This window comes from Actinomadura sp. WMMB 499 (genome assembly GCF_008824145.1).
Taxonomy (GTDB): Bacteria; Actinomycetota; Actinomycetes; order Streptosporangiales; family Streptosporangiaceae; genus Spirillospora.
In genome coordinates this window covers 7632601-7650283 of sequence record NZ_CP044407.1, presented here as the reverse complement: position 1 = coordinate 7650283, position 17683 = coordinate 7632601, and the positions used below count along the sequence as shown (strand labels likewise).

Annotated in this window: 19 protein-coding genes; 9 read left to right on the top strand and 10 right to left on the bottom strand. The window is 74.5% G+C overall.

The annotated features are described in order from the left end of the window. Positions 1-106 precede the first annotated feature (106 nt). Positions 107-1177, top strand: a complete 1071-nt coding sequence (locus F7P10_RS34795; RefSeq protein WP_151016054.1) for a hypothetical protein — start codon at positions 107-109, stop codon at positions 1175-1177. A gap of 77 nt (positions 1178-1254) precedes the next feature. Here F7P10_RS34795 and F7P10_RS34790 read toward each other — a convergent pair whose 3' ends face one another. Beyond that, complete coding sequence (locus F7P10_RS34790; protein ID WP_151016052.1) at positions 1255-1842, bottom strand: HAD family phosphatase; 588 nt, start codon at positions 1840-1842, stop codon at positions 1255-1257. 55 nt (positions 1843-1897) lie between these two features. Here F7P10_RS34790 and F7P10_RS34785 point away from each other — a divergent pair, with 55 nt between their 5' ends. Continuing rightward, on the top strand, positions 1898-2569 hold the full coding sequence (locus F7P10_RS34785; RefSeq protein WP_254716173.1) for a TetR/AcrR family transcriptional regulator: 672 nt from the start codon (positions 1898-1900) through the stop codon (positions 2567-2569). Between the two features lie 155 nt (positions 2570-2724). Next, on the top strand, positions 2725-2952 hold the full coding sequence (locus F7P10_RS34780; RefSeq protein ID WP_151016048.1) for a hypothetical protein: 228 nt from the start codon (positions 2725-2727) through the stop codon (positions 2950-2952). A gap of 334 nt (positions 2953-3286) precedes the next feature. On the opposite strand, the gene F7P10_RS34775 is transcribed toward F7P10_RS34780, so the two are convergent. Continuing rightward, complete coding sequence (locus F7P10_RS34775) at positions 3287-3586, bottom strand: Dabb family protein (RefSeq protein ID WP_151016046.1); 300 nt, start codon at positions 3584-3586, stop codon at positions 3287-3289. A gap of 82 nt (positions 3587-3668) precedes the next feature. Then, positions 3669-4124: a flavodoxin family protein gene (locus F7P10_RS34770; RefSeq protein ID WP_151016044.1), complete on the bottom strand. Its 456-nt coding sequence runs from the start codon at positions 4122-4124 to the stop codon at positions 3669-3671. An 86-nt stretch (positions 4125-4210) separates the two neighbouring features. On the opposite strand from F7P10_RS34770, the gene F7P10_RS34765 reads away from it, so the two are divergent. From F7P10_RS34765 to F7P10_RS34755, 3 genes are all read left to right on the top strand, one after another. Then, a complete protein-coding gene (locus F7P10_RS34765; protein ID WP_151016042.1) occupies positions 4211-5443 on the top strand; it encodes a serine hydrolase domain-containing protein in 1233 nt (410 codons plus the stop codon). A gap of 16 nt (positions 5444-5459) precedes the next feature. Then, entirely contained in the window at positions 5460-6146 is a 687-nt protein-coding gene (locus F7P10_RS34760) for an endonuclease V (protein ID WP_151016040.1), read from the top strand. A gap of 77 nt (positions 6147-6223) precedes the next feature. Beyond that, complete coding sequence (locus tag F7P10_RS34755; protein WP_151016038.1) at positions 6224-6985, top strand: glucose 1-dehydrogenase; 762 nt, start codon at positions 6224-6226, stop codon at positions 6983-6985. A 6-nt stretch (positions 6986-6991) separates the two neighbouring features. Here the strand turns inward: F7P10_RS34755 and F7P10_RS34750 are convergent, their stop codons facing one another. Beyond that, positions 6992-8371: an amidase gene (locus F7P10_RS34750; RefSeq protein WP_151016036.1), complete on the bottom strand. Its 1380-nt coding sequence runs from the start codon at positions 8369-8371 to the stop codon at positions 6992-6994. Between the two features lie 70 nt (positions 8372-8441). On the opposite strand from F7P10_RS34750, the gene F7P10_RS34745 reads away from it, so the two are divergent. Then, complete coding sequence (locus tag F7P10_RS34745) at positions 8442-9035, top strand: TetR/AcrR family transcriptional regulator (RefSeq protein ID WP_151016034.1); 594 nt, start codon at positions 8442-8444, stop codon at positions 9033-9035. Positions 9036-9401: 366 nt separating this feature from the next. Here F7P10_RS34745 and F7P10_RS34740 read toward each other — a convergent pair whose 3' ends face one another. Genes F7P10_RS34740 through F7P10_RS34730 form a run of 3 tightly spaced genes read right to left on the bottom strand, consistent with a single transcriptional unit; the run spans position 9402 to position 12413 of the window. Then, positions 9402-10385, bottom strand: a complete 984-nt coding sequence (locus F7P10_RS34740) for a HEAT repeat domain-containing protein (protein ID WP_151016032.1) — start codon at positions 10383-10385, stop codon at positions 9402-9404. 10 nt (positions 10386-10395) lie between these two features. Further along, positions 10396-11733 (bottom strand): HAMP domain-containing sensor histidine kinase, encoded by a 1338-nt coding sequence (locus F7P10_RS34735; RefSeq protein ID WP_151016030.1) that lies wholly within the window; start codon positions 11731-11733, stop codon positions 10396-10398. After that, positions 11730-12413 (bottom strand): response regulator transcription factor, encoded by a 684-nt coding sequence (locus tag F7P10_RS34730; protein WP_176611780.1) that lies wholly within the window; start codon positions 12411-12413, stop codon positions 11730-11732. Before F7P10_RS34730 ends, F7P10_RS34735 begins: the two co-directional genes overlap by 4 nt. Positions 12414-12440: 27 nt before the next feature. Between F7P10_RS34730 and F7P10_RS34725 the strand changes: the two genes are divergently transcribed. After that, positions 12441-12881: a hypothetical protein gene (locus F7P10_RS34725; RefSeq protein ID WP_151016026.1), complete on the top strand. Its 441-nt coding sequence runs from the start codon at positions 12441-12443 to the stop codon at positions 12879-12881. Here F7P10_RS34725 and F7P10_RS34720 read toward each other — a convergent pair. After that, a complete protein-coding gene (locus F7P10_RS34720; RefSeq protein WP_176611779.1) occupies positions 12862-13683 on the bottom strand; it encodes an AraC family transcriptional regulator in 822 nt (273 codons plus the stop codon). The two genes, F7P10_RS34725 and F7P10_RS34720, sit on opposite strands and share 20 nt — an antisense overlap. A gap of 87 nt (positions 13684-13770) precedes the next feature. On the opposite strand from F7P10_RS34720, the gene F7P10_RS34715 reads away from it, so the two are divergent. After that, on the top strand, positions 13771-15228 hold the full coding sequence (locus tag F7P10_RS34715) for an MFS transporter (protein ID WP_151016022.1): 1458 nt from the start codon (positions 13771-13773) through the stop codon (positions 15226-15228). A 52-nt stretch (positions 15229-15280) separates the two neighbouring features. Here the strand turns inward: F7P10_RS34715 and F7P10_RS34710 are convergent, their stop codons facing one another. Together F7P10_RS34710 and F7P10_RS34705 are read right to left on the bottom strand one after the other, a co-directional pair. Continuing rightward, entirely contained in the window at positions 15281-16738 is a 1458-nt protein-coding gene (locus F7P10_RS34710) for a carboxylesterase/lipase family protein (RefSeq protein ID WP_151016019.1), read from the bottom strand. A gap of 12 nt (positions 16739-16750) precedes the next feature. After that, entirely contained in the window at positions 16751-17653 is a 903-nt protein-coding gene (locus F7P10_RS34705; RefSeq protein WP_151016017.1) for an MBL fold metallo-hydrolase, read from the bottom strand. Between the last annotated feature and the right edge of the window lie 30 nt (positions 17654-17683).

The window sequence follows — 17683 nt, the reverse complement described above, 5'->3', positions numbered from 1 at the left end:
TACGGCAACCTTTACCGTTCCGCGATCGTTCAGAACGAGTGGGAGGGCGGCCGACGCCTGAGCCGGGCGGGGCCGTCCAGGCGGAGGAGTCTGGTGGGAGGTCCCCGTGACCATTGGCCAGTGGAGCGATTCCATCCCGGGTAACGGCACGTTCTTCGTCGGTATCGACATCGCGCCGGGCAGGTACCTGTGCACCGACGCCAAGGGCGGCTGGTGGGTCCGCTACCCCGGGCCCGGCGGGGGCGAGCCCGTCGCGTCCTGGCCGCTGCCCGAGGGCGGCATCGAGATCGAGATCGCCGCCACCGACGTCGCGTTCGAGACCCACACCGGATCCGACTGGAAGCGCGTCGGCGGCACCGCGAAGAGTTCGGCGGGCGAGGCGCCGGAACCGCGCCCCGTCGCCGATCCGGCCCTGCGCGCCGAACTGGACGCCGTCGCCGCGCGCGGCATGCTGCCGGGCTGGCTCGTCCCGACGTCGATGCTCATGCTCGGGCTGATCGGGTCGACGCTGCTCGGCCCGTTCTGGCTGCTCGGCCTCGGCATGCTCGCCGTGATGATCACCTTCGGCGGGCGCTCGCTGGCGCCCGACATCCGCCGCGTCCGCGAGCTCGAACGCAACCGCGACCGCTACCACACCCTCGACGACTTCGACGCCGAGGGACGGGCGATGCTCGCCCGCGCGCAGGCCGCGCTGGACGCCGTCCGCGACTCGCGGGTCAACCGGGAGGGCCTGCTGGACTCGGCCGACAACTCGGTCATGCTGCCGCGCCAGGAGTGGGAGATCGCGCAGGTGCTCGCGCGGCAGTCGAAGCTGCGCGCCGATCACGCGGAGATGGCGGGATCGGCGACGTTCCCGGAGGTCGAGGCGGCGCTGCGGCCGCTCCGCGACAAGCTCGACCTGTCGGTCGAGTCGGTCGCCCGGCGGATCGAGGCGCTGGAGCGGTACGCCGAGCGGGCCCGCGCCGCCGACGAGGCGCTGGACGCGCACCGCCGGCTGGAGGAGATCGCGGCGAAGGCGCACGAGTACGACGAACTGGTCGCCGACACCGTCCGCGACGACCTGGCCATCCCCGCGATCGACCGGCTCACCGAGCAGTCCGAGGCCCTCATCACCACGCTGCGCGAGCGCCTCGCCCGGGCGGCGGAGGCCGCCGACGAACTCCCGCCCGCGAACTGACATCCGGCCGCCGGCGCGTCCAGGTCGAACGCGTCGTTGATCGCCAGGACGGCGAACCATGCCCTCGGGCGGCGCGCTCACGACACGAGGGCGCGCACCTGGTCCGGGCCGGTGAAGACCTCGGCGCGCATGCCGACCTCGCGGGCGGCGAGGACGTTGCGCTCGGTGTCGTCGAAGAAGACGACGTCGGCCGGATCGACGCCGAGGCGCTCGGCGCAGATGCGGTAGGCGCGAGGGTCCGGCTTCGCGACGCCGATGCGGCAGGAGTAGGTCAGCGCGTCGAAGCGGGCCAGCCAGGAGCCGTGCCGCTCCTCGATCCGGGGGACCAGGTCGCCGATGATGTTGGACAGCAGGCCGAGCGTGCGCCCCTCGTCGGCCAGTTCCCCCACGAGGTCGACCATGCGGTCGTCGACGTCGGTCCAGCTGTCGAGGTCGGCCTCGATCAGGGCGGGCACGTCGGGGAACTCGGTGCCGAGGGCCGCGGCGACGTTCGTCCAGTAGGCGGTGCTCTCCTGGCCCGCGTCGTAGGCGGGCCGGCAGGACCAGTACGCGTCCCAGAACGCGGGCCCCGAGCGCCCGGCCAGGGATTCGATGCGCCGCACCGCCTCCGGGCTCTGCGTTCGGGCGATCACTCCGTACAGGTCGAACACGATCACGTCGGACATGCCCCGAGACTACGCAAGGCGAGCAAGCGGTTGTCCGAGGCGGCATAATGAGGGGGTGACCACGACCAACGCTGATTCCGGACGACCCAGAACCCGCAGTTCCGGCGAGGGCGGATCCCGCCGTCGCGGCAAGGGGTCCCCGGCCCTGGCGTCGGAGCGGCGCGAGCACCTGGTCAAGCTGGCGGCCGAACTGTTCGCGGAGAAGGGTTTCCAGGCGACGACGGTCCGTAACATCGCCGAAGAGGCGGGGATCCTGTCGGGCAGCCTCTACCACCACTTCGACTCCAAGGAGTCGATCGTCGACGAGATCCTCACCGGGTTCTTCGAGGACATCATGTCCGCGTACCGCCGCGTCATCGACGAGGGCGGCGACGACCCGCGCGCCACGATCGCCGGGCTCGTCCGGACCGCGTTCGGCACGCTGGAGCCGCACCGCGCGGCGATCACCGTGATGCAGAACGACTGGAACTACCTCAAGGGGATGGAGCGGTTCGCCTACCTGACCAAGTCCGAGGACGAGGTCGAGAAGATGTGGGTGGACACCCTCAAGGCCGGTCAGGAGCAGGGCGTGTTCCGGCTCGACCTCGACCCCAAGCTCACGTACCGGATGATCCGTGACACCGTGTGGGTCGCCATCCGCTGGTTCAAGCCCGGCGGCAGGCTCAACGCCGAAGGTTTGGCCGAACATTACCTGAAGGTCATGTTCGACGGGATCAATCTGCACTGACCTGGGGATACTTCCCAGGCGCGCGGCGACCGCGCGAATCCGGAGGTGCACCCTCCAGAACCCCCTTAGTGTGCTTAGTCACACTTCCCGGGCAGGGGTGATGATGTGGCCCGCGAGGACGCTGTTACGGATGAGTTCTACGGGGGGAGGGCGACATGACGGCTGACGGGGACGCCGCCGGCCACGGGGAGCCCACGCCCGCCATGCGCGCCGCCACGGCGCGCGGGTTGCAGGAACAGTTCCCCGGAGTGCGGGTCTGGTTCGGCACGGCGACGGGATCGTGGTGGGCGATGGTCCCGCTGCGGAACGGGCCGCGACTGCTGGAGGCGGAGACCCCGCAGCGGCTCCGCGACGCGATCCTGAACGCGCGGGCACGGGGCTGATCCGCGGAGGTCGAGGACGGACGCGCGCGGCGGCGCGCGCACCGGTTCGCGCAGCCGACATGCGGCGCACGGGGCGACACGGCGGAGAACTTTGCGGGAAATGCGGGTGTACGGGACGCCCATATATGAGACTCCCGTAGAGACGGGAGTCTCAATCGCGATTCGTGGCGACTCTACGGGGTACCGCCATCTCATCGACTCCCCGGCCGCACGGTGCCGGCACTCCGGCTTCGAGGCCGTCCACCGGAGACGGGGCGCGATCCGTCCCCGGTGGGCGGCGTCACAACGACGTTAACCTGAAACAGCTTCAGACACAAGCGCTTGCTCGGTATCCCTACCGCTCGTGCTGCACGACCGCTCGCTCGGCCATGATCGGCGCGATCAGATCGTCCGCGACCGTGCGGTGGGCCGGATGGTCCCGGTACACCCGGAAGGCGTCCGCGTCCGCGAAGTCCGCGACCACCACGAAGTCGTACGCGCCCGGGGACAGCCCCGCGTCGGTGCCCATGACGTACTCCCGGATCTCCGGGATGAGACCGGGCAGCTCGGAGAGCCGCGCCGCGACCTCCTCCTGCTGGCCGGTGGTCGTCCCCTCGGCCCACTTGAACATCACCACATGCCGGAATCCACTCATGTCGGCACGTTAGCGGTGCCGTGCCCGGCGCGGCGCCGTCGCCGCGGGGACGGCGCGTCGCGTCCGTCCCGTTCCGCCGAGGTCAGACGGAGCCGAGTTCGGCGGCGACCATCGCGCCGAGCTCCCAGCACTCCTCGAGCGCGTCGCGGCGGGGCTCGCCGGTCACGACCGCGGGCGGGCAGACGGCGCGCCACTTCAGGCCCGTCGTGATCGACTCCAGGGCCCGCAGCGCCCCGGTCGCGTCGCTGCCGGCGTGCAGGTACGCGCCGAAGGGGCGGCGGACCGTCTCCTCCAGGCACGGGTAGTAGATCTGGTCGAAGAAGTGCTTGAGCGCGCCCGACAGGTAGCCGAGGTTGACCGGCGAGCCGAGCAGGTAGCCGTCCGCCTCCAGCACGTCCACGGGCGACGCGGTCAGCGCGGGACGGGCCACTACCTCGACGCCCTCGATCTCGTCGGTGGACGCTCCCGAGTGCACGGCCTCGTACATCGCCTGGAGGTTCGGCGACGGGGTGTGGTGGACGATCAGCAGCCTCTTCATCGCCTCCGACTCTAGATCGCCCGCGTCCGGCCGGGTCCGGCGGCGCATGATTCGATGAACCTTCCCGTGGAAAGGCAGGACCCCCCATGACCGAACCCGCCGTGCCCGAACCCGCCGCACCCGATCCCGCCGCGCCCGATCCCGCCGTGACCGTTCAGGGCGACTGCGACCCGGCGTTCGCCCGCGTGCGCGAGGTGTTCGAGCGGAACTTCGCCGAGGGGCGCGAGCTCGGCGCGGCCGTCGCGGTGTACGCGGGCGACCGCAAGGTCGTGGACCTGTGGGGCGGGATCGCCGACCGCCGCACCGGCCGCGCGTGGCGCGCCGACACCCCCTGCTTCGGGTTCTCCTGCACCAAGGCGGTGACGGCCGCCGCCGCGATGCTGCTCGCCGAGCGCGGCGCGTACGACGTGGACGGCCCGGTCACCGACTGGTGGCCCGAGTTCGGCGCGGCGGGCAAGGAGGGCACCACGGCCGCGCACCTGCTGTCGCACCAGGCCGGGCTGCCCGCGTTCGCCCGTCCGGTGTCGGCGGAGGAGGCCGCGGACGCGCCCGCGCGGGCCGCCGAGCTGGCCGCGCAGGAGCCGGAGTGGACACCCGGCGAGGCGCACGGCTACCACGCGCTGACCTACGGCTGGCTGGCCGGCGAGATCGTGCGGCGGCTGTCCGGATGGACGGTCGGCGCGTTCGTCGCGGACGAGTTCGCGCGCGGCCTCGACCTGTGGATCGGCGCCCCGGACGGGGTCATCGAGCGGGCCGCGAAGATGTCGGCGGGCCGCCGGGTGACGAGCGGCGGCGGGGCGGACGCGCCGCCGCCCGCGGGCGACGCCTCGCTCCTCGACCGGCTCGCGAGCGCGTACACCGACCCGGACAGCGCGATGAACCGGGCGCTGAACAACCCGCACCCCGGCAAGGGCGGCTACAACAACCCGGTGGTGCTGCGGGCGGGCTGGCCGTCGGCCGGAATGCTCGCGACCGCCCCCGCGTTCGCCGCGTTCTACCGCGACCTCGCCGCCGGCCGGATCCTGCGCCCGGACACGCTCCGCGAGGCGATGCGCACCCGCGCGAGCGGCCCCGACCGGACGCTGCTCATCGACAGCGCGTTCGGCCTCGGTTTCATGCGTCCGGCGGCGACGTTCTTCACCCCGGTCGCCGCACGGGACTCGGCGTTCGGCCACACGGGCGCGGGCGGCTCGATCGGGCTCGGCGACCCGGACGCCGGGCTGGCGATCGCCTACCTGCCGAACTTCATGGGCGCCCAACTCTCCGGCGATCTGCGCGCGTACCGGCTGGTCGAGGCCGCGTACGCCGCGCTGTCCTGAGATAGCGTCCCGGTCCATGCAGGTACGCGATCTCCACCCGTGGCCGTCCACGCAGGCGGAGGCGGAGGCGATCCAGGACCGGCTCCGCCCGCTGCTCGACCTGGACTCCCCCGGCCCCCTCCGGCCCCGCACGGTCGCCGGGCTGGACGTCTCGTACGCGGGCGACGGCGGCGGCACCGGGACGCGGCTGGCGGCCGCGGCGGTCGTCCTGGACGCCGCCACGCTGCGGGTCGTCGAGGAGTCCGTCGCCGTCGGCACGGCCGCGTTCCCGTACGTCCCCGGCCTGTTCGCCTTCCGGGAGCTGCCCACGCTGGTCGAGGCGCTGCGCGGGCTGGAGACGTCCCCGGATCTGCTGGTCTGCGACGGTTTCGGCGTCGCGCACCCGCGCCGGTTCGGGCTCGCCTGCCATGTCGGCGTGCTGACCGGCCTGCCGTCGATCGGGGTGGGCAAGACGGCGTTCGTCGGCGAGCACGCGGCGCCGGGCGCGCGGCGCGGCGACGCGAGCCCGCTGACCGCCGGCGGCGAGGTCGTCGGGCGGGTGCTGCGGACGCAGGACGGCGTGAAGCCGGTGTTCGTGTCCGTCGGGCACCGCACCGGCCTCGACGACGCGTGCCGGATCGTCCTGGAGCTGGCGCCCGACCACCGCCTGCCGGAGACGACGCGGCGCGCGGACCGGCTGTCGCGGGACGCGCTCCGGTCCTGACCACCGGGACCGGCCTTGTTCGCCGAACCAAGCGTTCGCTAGCTTGACGGGCGGTGGCACGGCGAAAGGGAGCGTTGATGGGACAGCTCGACGGCAAGGTGGCGCTGATCACCGGGGGCGCGCGCGGGATGGGCAAGGCGCACGTGCGCCGGTTCGTCGCCGAGGGGGCGAAGGTCGTGTTCGGCGACGTCCTCGCGGAGGAGGGCGCCAAGCTCGCGGCCGACGTCGGGGACGACGTCCGGTTCGTCCGCATGGACGTCTCGGACCCCGGCGACTGGGAGACCGCCGTGAGGACCGCCGTCGACACGTTCGGCGCCCTCAACGTCCTGGTGAACAACGCGGGCATCATGCGGCACAAGCGCATCGAGGACATGTCGGTCGACGAGTTCCGGCAGGTCCTGGAGGTTAACCTGGTCGGCCAGTGGCTCGGCGTGAAGTCGGTGACCGCGGCGATGCGGGACGCGGGCGGCGGTTCGATCGTGAACGTGTCGTCGACCGAGGGGTTCATCGGCGCGTCCGGCCTCGCCGCCTACAGCGCGAGCAAGTTCGGGATCCGCGGCCTGACGAAGGCCGCCGCCCGCGAGCTGGGCGCGGACGGCATCCGGGTGAACTCGATCCATCCCGGCGGCGTCCTGACGCAACTCTCCCTGCAGGAGGACGTCGTCGCCGCCACCGCCGACAGCGCCGACGCCTTCCTGAAGGCGCTGCCGCTCGGGCGCATGGGCAAGACGAAGGAGGTCTCGGGCCTCGTCGTCTACCTGGCGTCGGACGACTCGTCCTACTGCAGCGGCAGCGAGGTCCTCGTGGACGGCGGCATGCTGACGGGCGCCGGGTACTGAGCCCTCTCAGCAGGCCCGCCGCTCCGTCCACCCCTCGACCGCCTCCAGCTGGGCCGCGAGCGAGATCAGCGTGGCCTCGTCCGAGTCGTGGCCGAGGAGCTGCGCGCCGATCGGCAGGCCGTCCCGGGTGAGCCCGGCGGGCACGTTCACGCCGGGCCACCCGAGGACGTTCCACGTCCACGCGTACGGGCAGGCCGCCGCGACCCCGGACTGGGTCTTGCGGTATCCGGCCCCCGTGAAGGCCCCGACCCGCAGGGGGGTGGACGCGGTGGTGGGGGTGAGCACGACATCGGCGTACCGGAAGATGCGCCCGGCCCGGCGCCAGAGGTGCGGGTCCATCCTCCGTGCCAGCGGCAGCGCCCGCCGGCCGACCAGGCGCCCGATCCGCGCCTCGACCGCCGTCCGGGCCTCCGGCCGCGGGTCGACCATCGAGTCGAGCCAGTCGGCCACCCCGGCCGTCCCGCGCGGGATCAGCCCGAGCCCCACCGGCCCGTAGTCGGGGTCGGCGGGGAACACCTTGTGCCCCAGGTCCGTCAGCCGCCGCGCCAGCCGCTCGACGCCCGCCCGGATCTGCGGATCGAGCCTGCCGCGCACGCCGAGCGCCGTCCGGAACGACACCGCCACCCGCAGCCGTCCCGGCTCCCGCCGGGCCGCCTCGGCGAACGGACGGACCGGCGGGTCCAGCCGGTAGGCGTCCTCCGGGCGGCTCCCCGTCAGCACGTCCAGCAGCAGGGCCGCGTCCTCGACGCTGCGCGCCAGGGGCCCCCACACCGTGATCCCGTTGAAGGGGTCGGTGTGCGGGAACCCGGACACCCGTCCCCGCTGCGGCTTGATCCCGACCAGCCCGGTCCAGGCCGCCGGGATCCGGATCGACCCGGCCCCGTCGGAGCCCACCGCCGCCGCGACCATCCCCGCCGCCACGGCCGCCGCCGACCCGCCCGACGAACCGCCGGGCGTGTACGCGGGGTTCCACGGGTTCCGCGCGACCCCGTACTCCGGCGACTCGCTGAACGGCCAGAGCCCGACCTCGCACGTCGTCGTCTTGCCGACCACGATCGCCCCGGCCGCCCGCAGCTTGCGCACCACCTCGGCGTCCTCGGTCCTGACCGGGTGCTCGCCCCCGACCGCGAACGGCGTCGTCTCCCCCGCCAGGTCCGTGTCGTCCTTGATCGCGACCGGGACGCCCAGCAGCGGGAGCCGCTCGCCGGCCCGCAGCCGCCCGTCCGCCTCGGCTGCCTCCCGCAGGGCCGCCTCGTCCCGCACGACGCGGAACGCGCCCAGATCGTCCCGCCGCCGGATCGCCTCCAGCGACGCCCGCACCAGCTCGTCCGCCGAGACGTCGCCTTCCGCCAGCGCGTTCGCCTGCCCGGCCAGCCCGAGGTCCACGCGACCACCCCTCTCGTTCGTTCGAACGAACGATAACGCGGGCCCGGGGCGTGCGGAAGACTGAACATCGATGAGCGCCCGCGACCAGATCCTCAGCGCCACCCTCCGCCTGATCGGCGAGCAGGGCATCGGCGCCGTGACCAACCGCGCCGTCGCCAAGGCGGCCGGTGTCTCCCTCGGCTCCCTGACCTACCACTTCCCCAGCCAGGACGCCCTGCTGCGCGAAGCGCTCCAGACCTACGTCGACCTCGAGATCGCCCGCATCACCGCCCGCGTCGCCGACCTGGCCGACGCCGGTATCGCCCCCGGCCAGGCCCCCGACCAGGTCGAGAAGGCCGTCACCGAGTTCGCCCGCGGCCCCGAGCAGCTCGCCAACCTCGAACTGCACCTGCACGCCGCCCGCGACCCGGGCGTCCGCGAGACCTCCACCCGCTCGGTCGAGGCCTACGACCGCCTCGCCGCCGCCGTCCTCACCGCCCTCGGCCTCCCGGACGCCGAACGGCACGCCCCGACCGTCGTCGCGCTCCTGTACGGCCTCGCGATCCGCCGCCTCGCCACCGGCGGCACCACCGCCGACGGCACCGCCGACGCCTTCCGGCTCCTGCTCTTCGGCGCGGTCCCCCGGGAAAGCGGAAACGGCCCGCACGGTCCCAGAGCGGGGTAACGGGACCGTACGGGCCGGATCCTGTCTCAATCAGGAACCTGGCCGGAGCGAGGGTCCGGCCGCCGCTTCGCTTTCCGCCGGTGCACCTCCACCGTGTCTGCGATGTGACACCTCGAACGTAGGCACCCGCGCCCCGCCCGTCCCGCCCCTTAAGCCTCCCTTAGGGATGCACTGAGCGAGACTTATGCGACCTTCCATCCCGGCGCGCAAGAACGTAACCGCAGGGACGGCCCGCAGTCCGCACCATCCGGAACCGCGAGCACCTCTGCGCCGTGCACGACGTCGGGGATGGACGCGCGTTCCCCAGGACGAGCCACTCGATCGCCACCACACAGCTCTCGACGGAGCAGGGTGGCGCGCGTCCGGTCAGCGGGGCGGTGCGATGCGGTCGAGGGCTCGGGCCAGTTCGCGGGACGTCCAGCCATCGGCTCCGGAGGCGAGAGCGCGCAGGGACGGGGCCAGGGGTGCGGCCGTCGCGCCCCAGCGGGAGATCCGGCACACGAGCTCGAACAGGAACGGCTCGAGGGCACCCGGTACCGCGGCCTCCACCCGGCTTCGGATCGGGGGCAGCACGACCGATGCGTGGGCCTTCATCGCGTGGACGGGCCACTCGACGTCCTTCGGCAGGCGGTCGCGGGCGAGGAGCTCGGCGAGGGGCTCGGCGGCACGGGGGTCGCCTCGTTCGGCGAGGGTCAGCACGGCCCGGTCGCGGGCCTGCCCGGCGGGGCGCTCCACGGCACGAGCGACGAGTTCGCGGGCGCGGTCGTGGGGTGCGGTGGTGAGGACGCGGACGGCGCGGAGGGCTTCGCGGTCGTCCGGGGAATCCACGAGGCGGGCGAGGGCGGGGAGGAGGGCGGCGGCGTCGCGTGGTGCTTCGGCGAGCAGGTCGCCGCACAGGTCGAGGGCCTGGAAGCGGTGGCGGGGCTCGTCGAGCAGCGTGCGCAGGTACGGGACGCGGTCGGGCGGGCCCAGCGCTCCGGCGGTCTCCTCGATGCGGATCCGCTCGTCGAGGCGGTGGCCCGCCCGGTCGAGCGCCTCCCGGACGGCGTGCAGGGCGGCGGCGCGGAAGCTCGCGTCCGAGGAGTCGACGGGGTGGTCGAGGGCCTGGCGGAGCGTGACCCGGACGGGCGGCGGTCCGGCGCCGAAGACGGTCTCCAGTCGCTCGTGGACGGTCTCGTCGACGACGGGCACGAACCGGGCCTGGGAGTCGGGGTACTGCATCGCGCCGGCCGGGACCGCGTTCACGAACGTGTAGGCGTCCGCCGGTTCGAAGTCGAGGACGATGCGGGCGAAGTGGCTCGGGCAGGCGGTCTGCTTCTTGTACGTGACCGCGACTCCGGTGACGTCCATGGGCCGGAGGCTAGCGGGCGTGGCGGCGGCGGACGAGGCGGCGGGAGCGGCGCGGCGGCGGCAGGTACTTCGTGCGGAACCACATCTGGATCTGCGCGCCGCCGAACACCGAGCGGTGGATGCGCAGGTGGCCGCCGGTGGACTCGGCGGCGCGGCGGGCGATGTCGAGGCCGAGGCCGGTGGAGCCGCCGCCGCTGCTGCCGCGGCGCAGGGCGGCGTCGGGGTCGGCGATGCCGGGGCCGCCGTCGGCGACGAGGATCCCGGTCAGGCCCTTGCCGATGTGCAGGGTGACGGCGAAGCCGGTGCCCTCGGCGGTGTGCCGGAACACGTTGCCGAGCAGGGCGTCGACGGCGGCGGCGAGTTCGGTGCCGGGGAGCGGGAGCGGGGCGGGCTGCGCGGCGCCGATCAGCTCGCAGGCGCGGCCCTCGTCCTCGGCGAGCACGGACCAGAACTCGACGCGTTCCCGCAGGACCTTCGCGGCGTCGCAGCTGCCGCGTCCGGTGGGGCGGCGGACGGTGCGGATGATCTGGTCGACCTCGCGTTCGATGCGGTCGACGGCCTCGCGGGTCTCGTCGGCGACCGGGCCGGGGCCGAGGGCCTCGGCGTTGAGCCGGAGCGCGGCGAGGGGGGTGCGGAGCCGGTGCGAGAGGTCGGCCGCCATCTCGCGCTCGGCGGACAGCAGCTGGACGACGTGGTCGGCCATCGCGTTGAAGGCGCGCCCGGCCTCGATCAGCTCGGGCGGCCCGTCGGGCTCGATGCGGACGCTCAGTTCGCCGTCGCCGAACGCGGCGGCGGCCACGGCGAGCCGCCGGGTGGAGCGGATCATCCGGTTGCCGAGCCGGTCGGCGACGGCGACCGAACCGGCGACGAGGGCCGCGGCGACGGCCGTCATGACGGCCCACGCCTCCGGCACGCCGCGGGACATGTCCTCGGACGGGACGAACACCTCGATGACGGTGCTGCGTCCGGCGTCCAGGGCGACCGGCTGCAGCAGCGCGTACCCGCCGGGCACGCGGACGGTGTAGGCGCGGCCGCGGCGGCCGGCGCGGTCGAGTTCGCGGGGGTCGGCGTTGACGCCGCCGCGGTGGGCCGGGACGGTCCCGCCGTCCGGCAGGTGCAGCGTCATCCGGCCCGCGGCGCCCGCACGGGTGCTGGCGACGGCGCGTTCGAGGGCGGCCGGGTCGCGGGTGACGGCGAGGACGGGGCCGAGGGCGCTGGCCTGGCGTTCGGCGGCGGTGAGCGCGCGGTCCCGGGAGAGCTCCCGGACGGTGAGGGCGAGCGGGATGAGGAAGGCGAGCGCGACCATCGAGGTGACCGCGAGGGACACCAGGACGAGCGTGCGCCTCATGGCCGTTCGGGCGGGGCGAGCCGGACGCCGACGCCGCGGACGGTGTGCAGGTAGCGGGGCGCGGCGGCGGTCTCGCCGAGCTTGCGGCGCAGCCACGACAGGTGCACGTCGATGGTCTGGTCGTCGCCGTACGCCTGCCGCCACACCTCGGCCAGCAGTTCGCGGCGGGCGACGACGCGGCCGGGCCGGGCGGCGAGGTAGGCGAGCAGGTCGAACTCGCGGCGGGTCAGCTCGAGGGCGGCGCCGTCCAGGCCCGCCTCGCGGCGGTCGAGGTCGATGTGCAGGCCGCCGACGGTCAGCTCCGCGGCGGGCCCGGACCGCGCCGACCGGCGCAGCACGGCGGCGAGCCGGGCGTTCAGGTGCTCGGCGGAGAACGGCTTGACGAGGTAGTCGTCGGCGCCCGCGTTCAGCAGCCGGACGATCTCGGGTTCGTCGTCGCGGGCGGTGGCGATGACGACCGGGACGTCGGAGACGCCGCGGAGCATCTTCAGCACCTCGGCGCCGTCGAGGTCGGGCAGCCCGAGGTCGAGGATGACGAGGTCGGGCGGCTCCTGGGTGACCTCGCGCAGCGCGTCCATCGCGGTCCCGGCGCTGCGCACGACGTGCGAGCGGGCGCCGAGCTCGCGGATCAGGGCGGCCCGCACGTCGGCGTCGTCCTCGACCACCAGAACACTTGCCATGGCGGAACCGTATGCCACGATGTGGCGATGCGTCGCGTGATGTCGTATGTCGCCCCGTGGGTCGGGGTGACCGCGCTCGCGGTGACGCTGTCGTGGCTCGGCGTCCGGGACGTGGTGCGCGCGACGGTGACCGAGCGGGCGGCGCAGCCGCCGATCGCCGGACCGGTGATCAGCGCGAGCCCGCCGGACGCGACCGCCGGTTCGACGGCCCGTCCGGACGGGCGGGCCCGCGCCGCCGCATCGCGCGGGAACGTCCGCAGCTACGCGCTGCGGGGCGGGCAGGCCGCGATGTCGCTGGACGGCGGCGAGGTGCGGCTGGTGTCGGCGACGCCGAACCCCGGGTACGAGACGCGCGTGACGCAGTCGCGGGACCGGCTGCGCGTCGACTTCCGCGGCGACCGCCGCACGTCGTCGATCGTCGCGTCCTGGGACGGGGACGATCCGCTGATCAAGGTGTACGAGTACTGACCCGCGCGCCGCCGTCCCGGGAGAGACCGCCGCCGAGAAGCCGCACGACCCGGCCGGGCGTGCGCCCCAGCACGTCCCGCATGACGCGCGTGAAGTGGGCCTGGTCGCTGAACCCCGTGCCGACCGCGAGCCCGGCGAGGTCGGTCTCGCCCTCGTCGATCCGGGCGAGCGCGCGGCTGATCCGGACGCGGTTGCGGTACCGGCTGACGGACATGCCCGTGTGGTGACGGAACGTCCGGCTCAGGTGGGCGGGGGACGTCTCCAGCAGCCGGGCGAGCGCGACCAGGTCGGCGCCGTCCGGTTCACCGGCGGCGATCGCCTCCCGCGCCCGGTCCGCGAGAGCCTTCCGGCCCGGTGCGGGCAGGGCGTCGGGCTGCTCGCGCAGGACCAGGAGCAGGAGCCCGAGGACGGCCTCCGCGGCGGCGAAGGCCCGGTCCGCGCCGGTGCGCAGGAGCAGGCGGTGGGCGAGTTCGAGCCGCGCGTCCACGCGGACGGCGAGCCTCGGCCCGGCCGGCGTGCCCGCCGTCAGCGCGCCGCCGGCGAACGAGACCGACGTGCACGCGTCGCCGCCCGCCGGATGGGCGAAGCGCACCTCGTCCCCCGGCCGGTGCACGTAGCCGGTGGTGGGATCCGCCATCACCCGCCCGCCCCGGCAGTCGAGCCGGAACCGGCCCCGCCGCACCAGGACGATCTCGGCGACGGGCGAGGTCTCGGGGGCGGACCAGCGCGTGTGGTCGTCCTCGCACTCCACCGCCCTGATGACGAAATGCGGGCTTTCGACCACCGTCTTCGCAGTACGCACCGACATGACCCTACGCCGCGCCATCGGCGTCCCGGTCCGCATATTTCTTCAAGACCGGACCGGCGCGCACAGCCGATGCTCGCGCGCATGACCATCCCCACTCGTCCGGCGGTCCCCCGCCGGCGGCCGATGCTGGCCGTGCTGCTCACCGGGCAGCTGATGGCGTCCATGGACGGCTCGATCGCCTCGGTCGCGGCGCAGAGCATCCGGACGGGACTCGGCACCGGCGGCACGGCGATCCAGCTCATCGTGTCCGGTTACCTGCTGGCCACCGGCGTCCTGCTGGTCACCTGCGCGCGGATCGGCGACGTCGTCGGGCACCGGCGCGCGTTCCTGCTCGGGCTCGGCTGCTTCACGGGGGCCTCGCTGCTGTGCGGGCTGGCGCCGGACGCGGCCACGCTCGTCCTCGCCCGCGTCGCGCAGGGCGCGGGCGCCGCGCTGCTGATCCCCCAGGTACTCTCGCTCATCCAGCTGACCTGGGACGGGACGGCGCGGCGCCGGGCACTCGGCCTGTACGGCATGGTGCTCGCGCTCGGCGTCGCGCTGGGGCAGGTCGTCGGCGGGCTCGTCGTCGGCGCCGACCTGTTCGGGCTCGGCTGGCGCCCCGTCTTCCTGCTCAACGTCCCGGTCGGCGCGGTGCTGCTGGCGCTCGGCCCGCGCCTCCTCCCCGCCTCCCCCGCCGTCGGGCGGGCACGCCTCGACCTCGTCGGCGTCGCGATCCTGTCCGTCGCGATGACGGCGCTCATCGTCCCGCTCGTCTTCGGCCCCGACCACGGCTTCCCCGCCTGGTCCTGGATCTCGCTCGCGGGCGGCGCCGCGGGCCTGTCGGCGTTCGTCCGCCACGAGGCCGGGGCACGGCACCCCCTGCTGGACCTGGCGGCGCTCAGGCCGGAAGGCGTGAAGCCGGGACTGGCCGCCTGCTGGCTCGGCATGGGCTGCTACACCGTTCTCCTGCTCACCCTCACCCTGCACCTGCAGTCCGCACTGGGCTTCTCCCCCCTCCGGGCCGGGCTGGCGTTCGTGCCCTACACCATCGGCTTCGGCCTGGTCAGCCTGACCTGGGACCGGTACCCGCGGCCGGTACGGGACGCCCTCCCCGTCGCGGGGCCGATCATGCTCGGGTCCGGGGCGGTCGCGCTGGCCCTCCTCGACCGCGGGCAGTGGCACCTGTACGCGTCCGTACCACCGCTGGTCCTCGCCGGGGCCGGGCACGCGGCGGGCTACAGCCCGCTGATCGCGCGGATCGCGTCCCTGGTGGAGCCGCGGCTGGCGTCGGCGGTGTCGGCGCTCAACGCCACCGGCCCGACGCTGGCCGGCGTGGTCGCCGTCGCGGGACTCGGCGGCGTCTACTTCGCGGCCCCCACCTCCGCCGACGGCCTGCTCCGCACGGCCGCCGCCGTCGCCGCCCTCCTCGCGCTCGCGGCCGGGTGCGCCGCCCGCGCCGCCTACGGCGCGCGCGGCGCACCACCGACCCCGAATCCGCACGCGGCGCCGCCGCGCGATGCTCCGCCCGCCGCCCCGGAGACCGATTCACGGGCGACGTGACGAGCCGTGATCGCCCCTCCGCGCCGCCGGTCCGGACCCGAGGGGCCGTCGGCTACACCGCTCCGACCGGACGCTCCCACACCGAGGAGCCGGACGGCATGGTCGTCTCCGGGGCCGCGCCGAAGCGGCGGACCGTCCCGTCCCGGCCGTACGGCGGCCAGCCGGGATCGCCGGACCGGGCGAACGAGACCCAGGCCGCGCGCATCTCCCCGGCGAGCGGCGCGGGCGGCTCCGCGGGGCCGAGCAGCCCCCGCGGGCCACCCAGTTCGGGGAGGTCGAAGCGGCCGAACACGAACGGGACCTCCACCGCGTGCGCTGCGCCCAGCAGGCCGCCGACCGCCCCCGAGCGCCAGACGAACTCGTACACGTGCGCGTTCCCGTGGGCCTCGGCGAGCGCCCGGCTGCCCGTGCCGAACAGCGCGTCCCCCAGGATCGCCGAACGGACCTCGCCCTCCCCCGCGTCCGGGCGTCGCGACCGGTACGCCGCGACGAGCGCGTCCGGGTCGGCGTGGACGGCGGACGCCGTCTCGCGCACGTCCCGCGCGGTCGAGGAGGTCAGGTTCCCCTGGGGCGCGAGGTACAGGTTGCCCTCCTCGGCGTTGGTGCCGACGAGCAGGTCGACATCCGCGAGACGGCTCCGGGCGGGCTGCCGGTCGAGGACGAGGCCGAACGGGCTGAGCCCGGCGAGCGGGTCGAACAGCTCGCCCGTCCGCAGGTCCAGGCCGCCCAGCTCGGGGACGACGTCGACGAGCCGTTCGTCGGGCACACCGGCGAAGCCCTCCGCCGTCCCGGCGACACCGAGCGCCGCGGCCGCCGCGCCCGTCACCCGGGCCGCCTGCTCGGGGGCGAACGCGCCGAGGCCGCTGCCGCTCTGCACGATCGCCCGCCGGAACAGCCCGTCCGCCTCGCGCGTCGCGAGCATCCCGGCGACGATCGTGGCGCCCGCGGATTGGCCGAACAGGGTGACGTTCCCGGGGTCGCCGCCGAACGCCCCGATCTCGCGCCGGACCCAGCGCAGTGCTGCGAGGACGTCCAGCAGGCCGCGGTTGCGGGGCGCGCCCGGCAGGTCGAGGAACCCCGCGACGCCGAGCCGGTAGCCGACCGTCACGAGGACGGCGCCGTCCCGGGCGAACGCGGCGCCGTCGTACAGCGCGGCCCGCGGCGAGCCCGCGACGAACCCGCCGCCGTGCACGAACACCATCACCGGGCGGCGCGCGGCGCCGCGCGGCGCCCACACGTTCACGGTGAGGTGGTCGTCACCGCGAACCCAGCCGGGCCCGAAGTACGGCGACATGTCGAGCGCGCCGAACGCGTCCCGTCGCGGCTGGGGGGCGGTCGGGCCGAACGTCCGGGCGTCGCGCACGCCCGTCCACGGCTCGGGCGGGCGGGGCGGCGCGAACCGTCCCGCGCCCCGCGGCGGCGCGGCGTACGGGACGCCGAGGAAGCGGCGCACGTCGCCTTCGGTACCGCGGACGTCGCCCGCGGCGGTGGTCACGATCGGATCGGACATCACGTTCCTCCTTCAGATACGGGCGAACGGGCCCCACGCCCTGATCGCGAACCCGTCGCCGTCCCGCGCCACCTCGGCGGCGCCGTGGCCGCCCAGATGGGCGGGCAGGACGAGCGCGCCGGTCTCGTCGGCCCGGCCGAACAGCCGCCGCCGGGTCGCCCTGGCCTCGGCCGGGTCCTCGCAGAAGCAGCTGTTGACGTCGGCCTCCACGAACTGCAGCGGCGTGTGCAGCAGGTCACCGACGAACAGGGCCCGGTCGGTGCCGGACTCCAGCGCGAGCACCGAGGAGCCCGGCGTGTGCCCGGGCGCGAGTTCGAGCCGCAGGTTCCGGTCGATGGTGTGCGAGCCGTCCCACAGCAGCGCCTGCCCCGCCTCGTGGACCGGGGCCACACTGTCCTCGAACACGTTCTGGTTGCCGCGCCCGAGCCGCGGGGTGTGGCCGTTCGCCGGATTCCAGAAGTCGAAGTCGCGCCGCGGCATCAGGTACGTGGCGTTGGGGAACGTCGGCACCCACGCGCGGTCGTCCAGCCGGGTGTTCCAGCCGACGTGGTCGACGTGCAGGTGCGTGTTCACCACCAGGTCGACGTCCTCCGGCCGGACGCCCGCCCGCGCGAGCTCGCCGAGGAAGCCGGTGTTCCGGCGGCTCCACACCGGCGAGTACGGACGCTCCTTGTGGTTGCCGACACCGGTGTCGACGAGGATCGTCCGGCCCTCACTGCGCAGCACCCAGGTCTGGATCGCGGAGACGCACTCGTTCGAGGCGGGGTCGACGAAGTCCGGTTCCAGCCAGGACCCGTGTTCCCGCCACGCCCGCTCCGGCGCCTCCGGGAAGAAGACGTCCGGGGACATCTCGACCGATCCGTAGTACTCGACGACTCGCGTGACGGTCACGTCACCGAGCACGATCTCCTGCATGGCAAATCCCGTCCGTTCTCGTGGGGTTTC

What these genes read in the sequence shown, in the direction of transcription:
- F7P10_RS34790 (WP_151016052.1), bottom strand. Translation starts at nt 1,842, where the DNA reads ATGTCCGACGTGATCGTGTTCGACCTGTACGGAGTGATCGCCCGAACG.
- F7P10_RS34780 (WP_151016048.1), top strand. Translation starts at nt 2,725, where the DNA reads ATGACGGCTGACGGGGACGCCGCCGGCCACGGGGAGCCCACGCCCGCC.
- F7P10_RS34775 (WP_151016046.1), bottom strand. Translation starts at nt 3,586, where the DNA reads ATGAGTGGATTCCGGCATGTGGTGATGTTCAAGTGGGCCGAGGGGACG.
- F7P10_RS34770 (WP_151016044.1), bottom strand. Translation starts at nt 4,124, where the DNA reads ATGAAGAGGCTGCTGATCGTCCACCACACCCCGTCGCCGAACCTCCAG.
- F7P10_RS34765 (WP_151016042.1), top strand. Translation starts at nt 4,211, where the DNA reads ATGACCGAACCCGCCGTGCCCGAACCCGCCGCACCCGATCCCGCCGCG.
- F7P10_RS34760 (WP_151016040.1), top strand. Translation starts at nt 5,460, where the DNA reads ATGCAGGTACGCGATCTCCACCCGTGGCCGTCCACGCAGGCGGAGGCG.
- F7P10_RS34755 (WP_151016038.1), top strand. Translation starts at nt 6,224, where the DNA reads ATGGGACAGCTCGACGGCAAGGTGGCGCTGATCACCGGGGGCGCGCGC.
- F7P10_RS34745 (WP_151016034.1), top strand. Translation starts at nt 8,442, where the DNA reads ATGAGCGCCCGCGACCAGATCCTCAGCGCCACCCTCCGCCTGATCGGC.
- F7P10_RS34740 (WP_151016032.1), bottom strand. Translation starts at nt 10,385, where the DNA reads ATGGACGTCACCGGAGTCGCGGTCACGTACAAGAAGCAGACCGCCTGC.
- F7P10_RS34735 (WP_151016030.1), bottom strand. Translation starts at nt 11,733, where the DNA reads ATGAGGCGCACGCTCGTCCTGGTGTCCCTCGCGGTCACCTCGATGGTC.
- F7P10_RS34730 (WP_176611780.1), bottom strand. Translation starts at nt 12,413, where the DNA reads ATGGCAAGTGTTCTGGTGGTCGAGGACGACGCCGACGTGCGGGCCGCC.
- F7P10_RS34725 (WP_151016026.1), top strand. Translation starts at nt 12,441, where the DNA reads ATGCGTCGCGTGATGTCGTATGTCGCCCCGTGGGTCGGGGTGACCGCG.
- F7P10_RS34715 (WP_151016022.1), top strand. Translation starts at nt 13,771, where the DNA reads ATGACCATCCCCACTCGTCCGGCGGTCCCCCGCCGGCGGCCGATGCTG.
- F7P10_RS34710 (WP_151016019.1), bottom strand. Translation starts at nt 16,738, where the DNA reads ATGTCCGATCCGATCGTGACCACCGCCGCGGGCGACGTCCGCGGTACC.
- F7P10_RS34705 (WP_151016017.1), bottom strand. Translation starts at nt 17,653, where the DNA reads ATGCAGGAGATCGTGCTCGGTGACGTGACCGTCACGCGAGTCGTCGAG.